Below are 3,663 nucleotides of genomic sequence, written 5' to 3'. Positions count from 1 at the left end.
TCATCGGTCAAGGTCAGCTCGGCCATCGGCCGCCCCATACGCGCCATGGGCACAGGCTACAGATATGAAGCGAATTTCAGGTGCAGGACACTAGGCGGTTGGCTCGTCCAGGCGGGCAGCGCCGCGTACGAGGGCTCCGCGCTGCACGGCTCCGCCCGGGCCCAGGTCAACGGCACCCTGGTCAACTACGGGGCACTCGGCCTGACCAGCGGCATCGTCGACGCGTTCGACGACCCCTCGGTCAACCGGCGCTCCGGCCCCGGCACCGGCTACCCGGTGGTCGGCTCGGTGTCCGACGGCACCACCGTCGACATCAGCTGCTCCGCTAACGGGACCTCCCACACCGGGCGTTGGGGGGCCAGCAGCCTCTGGGACCGACTCCCCGACAACACCTGGATCAGCGACGCCTTCGTCTGGACGGGCACGGCCTCCGCGGTCAACGGCGCCTGCTGACCGGGCGCAGGCACTGCGGGGTGCTGGACGACGCGAAGCCGGCGGGGGATCGCCTTGCCTGGCCGGCTTCGGCACCGCTCCGAAGACTCCGGCCTCTCCTTCCATCACCGGGCAGGCGGCCTGGCCGCCGTCGTCGACGGTGGAGCCGAAGCCGCGGACGGTGACGATGCCCGGGTGTGACAGGCCGTCGGAAACCGCGGCCTCGCGGTGTCGAGGAAAGACCAGCCGGTCCCGGGGAGGCGGGGGCGTGTTCCGCGGGACCGGCCGGCAGGAGGCGAGCAGCGCCAGGAGGACGTAACGCGCCCGCTCTGCCCGGCGGCCCGGTGGTGCCGTGGTGGGGCTGATCGCCGCACGTCTGGCCGACGCCCCGGCCCAGGCTGGCGCAACACCGTTGGAGCCCGGCCTGGTCGGCGAGATCGTCGAAGGCGCCGTCGCCGTCCTCGCCGTGGAACTCACTGCCCAGGCCGCCGTCAGCGTCGACCTGACGATGCCGGACGCGCTGTGCACGGCCGCCTCCCACTGGCTCGGCATCCCCCTGCTCGCCGCCGACCTGCTCCCCTCCGGGGAGGACCTCGCGGCAGCAGCCCTCTGAGCGCCGTTGCCGGACAGCGACCGCACATCCTCGCCCGGCCACCCGGCGCTTCCCCCGCCACTCGATCGTGGCGTTCCGCCTCACATTTGGCTGCGCAGGTGAGACCTGGCAGCGTTTGTCGGGGGATTTCGGCATCAGTCGGAGCCTGGAGCCCGTGAGATGTCGGCGAGAAGCAGCAGCGCGTTGGCCTCAGGTGTGAACGGCGCGGACGCGGTCGGCCGAAAGGTGAAGTTCGTACGGCAGACAGCAATCGGAGCAGAGAGTCGCTACCAGGGTTCCGCAGGCGCACAGCTGGTTCATGCCGCCGTTGGGGGTCGCTCCGCAGCATGCGGCGGACGCGTGCCGCAATTCCAGGCCGCGGGCGTCGTCCGGGTTGATGACGAAATTGCCTCTTGGGCCCTGCGACACCAGCGGCTTGCCGTCCGCGTTGAAGTGGCCGCCGTGGCGCGGCATCACCGGCCCGGGCACGTCAGCGACGACCAAGGGCGCGCCGTACGGCTCGGTCTCGATCGCATAGTGGCCTGCTGGCACGGTTGGCGGCGACGGACCGGGCTCGTCGGCGTCCCACCACGCGTGGTACGGAGGCTCAGGAACCGTCGGCAGCCGCGTGAGCGGCCCCGTCAGCGGGACGCCACACGTCGCGCAGACGAACACCACCGCTTCCGCCTCGGCGCCCGCGTCGGTGACATCGACAGGCGCGGTGGCTTGCTCGCGGTCCACCTCGCCGTCGACCTGCCTCTGGTCTCGCTGTTCGTGCATGTGCTGACCCTAGGCGGCATACGCCCGGCCCCGGAGCCCACCCCTGCGCGGGCACTACCCGGTCGTAGCGCTCGGCCCCGATCTCGGCGATGTGGGCGTGGACGCGCTGCCACTCGGCGAGCCGGCCGGCCGCGATCGCGTAGGCGGACTCGTGGCCGGCGTCGGCGTGCCGGTCCGCGTGGCACTTGTCCTCCCAGGCCCGGTGCAGGGCCTGCTGGACCGGTCCTGCGCACATGACGAGTTCGGATGAACCGGTGGTGCGACCAGCGTCAGGATGGACGGTAGTTGGGCCGAGTCCGCAGCATCGCCATCGTTGCCGCCAGATCGCCCGGGTGGAACGCGCTCTTCGGCACGACCACCGGGGGCTCGCGGCGGGCGTACAGGAACAGGTAGTCCCGGTCGTCGGTGACGCGAGTGAACCGCGACCAGGCGAACGCCTGCCGCCCGTGCGCGGTGGTGAAGGCGCAGCCACTGTCGGCGAAGGTGACGGTCAGCGGGCCCGGGTTGGCGGCCAGGTGCCGGGCCAGGCCGAGCCTGGTGGCGAACGGTGGCCAGAGGGCCAGCAGCAGCGCGGACACCAACAGCACCACGGCGACCGGCCAACCGCCCGTCACGAGCAGGACTGTGCCACAGACCGTGAGCACCACGGCGCTGACCCGGGCGATCGCGAAACGACGCCGGTTTGCCTGCCGCACCCCGAAGTACGCCTGCATTGCCGTCAGTTCGTACGTGACCTTGACGCTCACAGCCTGCCCCTGCCGATTCGCCCACCACCCCGCCCCGGCATCGTGCCAGCAGCGGGAGCACACACCAATCCCTTCCGTAAGAAAGCCGTGCGGGTGCCCTCCGGGTTGCCGGGTATACCATGGTCAGCTGAGGAAGGGCCAGGCCTGGGCCATGTCGTCGAGGAGGACGTCGGGCAGGACACCCTTCCAGGTCCCGGCGAGGGCCAGACACTGGCGGGTGAACAGTTCGGCGAGGACCAAGCCCTCGGGCCGGCGGACCAGGACGTAACGGGGGACCGGGCCAGCCACCCGGATCGCGGTCGTGGGCGGTGCCGTGCCCGAAGTCGCGGTACAGCTGGCGCAGGTCCCGCTCGGCCCGGACGAAGGCGGCCAGGGTGTCGGTGCAGCCGGGCGCGGTGGTGAGCGGGGTCGAGCGCGCCGCGGACAGCGCCGGTCAGCTCGGCGTCGTACGGCCCCGGCGGCCTGAGCCCGCTGTGCCCGCGGGGCGGCCAGGCCGTGAAACAGTTCCGGTGCCGTCTCCAGCACGTCGACCGGCTCGGCCGGGGCCGCCGGGGCGGGCTCAGGACGGGTGGTGCCGGTCAACGAGTGGTGCCTTCCGGGACTCGCGGGACGCGGTACGCGGCGGGCGCCATCCCGCCGACCATGTCCCGACGGCGGTGGAACGCGCCGCCCCAGCCCAGGCCGCACCAGTCCGGCCCGGTCAGGGCGTGTCGCCGGCCCAGTCCCACCGGGACGGAGTCCCGAGCCGGGGCTCGTAGCGGGCGCGCCCGCCCGCACCGTACCGGCCGATCTCGGTGGACAGCGCAGCGCCGTCAGCCAGTTCGTCGGCGCTCCAGCCGGTGACGTCCAGGAGCAGGCCGTCCAACGGGCCGCCGACGAGCTCGCGGTACACACGTCCCGGTCGGGGACCGGGATCCGGGTCGTCGTGGTCGGCGCCGTAGACCCGGCCCCGCAGCAGTGCCTCGTCGTCCATGCCGCCCAGCCTCCCAGCCGGCACCGACACTACCCGGGCGAAAGAGGGCTCTCCTGCTTGATGTGTGGGTCAGGCTGTTGAGGGTTGGCGTCCGGGGAGGGTGGGCCGGGGCCCTGCGAGGGTCAGCATGACGAGGGCGA

6 protein-coding genes are annotated in these 3,663 nt (G+C 72.4%); 2 read left to right on the top strand and 4 right to left on the bottom strand.

Annotated features, from left to right (window positions below; genetic code table 11):
* Positions 1 to 453: hypothetical protein (locus tag ACZ55U_RS38910; protein ID WP_465534346.1), on the top strand; the 453-nt coding region annotated here is incomplete at its 5' end.
* 334 nt (positions 454 to 787) lie between these two features.
* Entirely contained in the window at positions 788 to 1,045 is a 258-nt protein-coding gene (locus tag ACZ55U_RS38905; protein WP_465534344.1) for a hypothetical protein, read from the top strand.
* 189 nt (positions 1,046 to 1,234) lie between these two features.
* On the opposite strand, the gene ACZ55U_RS38900 is transcribed toward ACZ55U_RS38905, so the two are convergent.
* The 4 genes from ACZ55U_RS38900 to ACZ55U_RS38885 form a co-directional block, all read right to left on the bottom strand.
* On the bottom strand, positions 1,235 to 1,804 hold the full coding sequence (locus tag ACZ55U_RS38900) for a hypothetical protein (RefSeq protein ID WP_465534342.1): 570 nt from the start codon (positions 1,802 to 1,804) through the stop codon (positions 1,235 to 1,237).
* Positions 1,805 to 2,073: 269 nt separating this feature from the next.
* Complete coding sequence (locus tag ACZ55U_RS38895) at positions 2,074 to 2,550, bottom strand: YcxB family protein (protein ID WP_465534340.1); 477 nt, start codon at positions 2,548 to 2,550, stop codon at positions 2,074 to 2,076.
* 123 nt (positions 2,551 to 2,673) lie between these two features.
* Positions 2,674 to 2,838 (bottom strand): hypothetical protein, encoded by a 165-nt coding sequence (locus ACZ55U_RS38890; RefSeq protein ID WP_465534338.1) that lies wholly within the window; start codon positions 2,836 to 2,838, stop codon positions 2,674 to 2,676.
* Between the two features lie 412 nt (positions 2,839 to 3,250).
* Positions 3,251 to 3,523, bottom strand: a complete 273-nt coding sequence (locus ACZ55U_RS38885) for a hypothetical protein (protein WP_465534336.1) — start codon at positions 3,521 to 3,523, stop codon at positions 3,251 to 3,253.
* Positions 3,524 to 3,663 lie beyond the last annotated feature (140 nt).

The organism is Kitasatospora sp. NPDC034533 (assembly GCF_055575155.1).
The sequence above is the reverse complement of the archived record's forward strand: the minus strand, read 5'-3'. Positions and strand labels throughout refer to the sequence as shown.

Coding starts and splice junctions, on each gene's coding strand:
- ACZ55U_RS38900 (WP_465534342.1), bottom strand. CDS start 1,804: ATGCACGAACAGCGAGACCAGAGGCAGGTCGACGGCGAGGTGGACCGC.
- ACZ55U_RS38885 (WP_465534336.1), bottom strand. CDS start 3,523: ATGGACGACGAGGCACTGCTGCGGGGCCGGGTCTACGGCGCCGACCAC.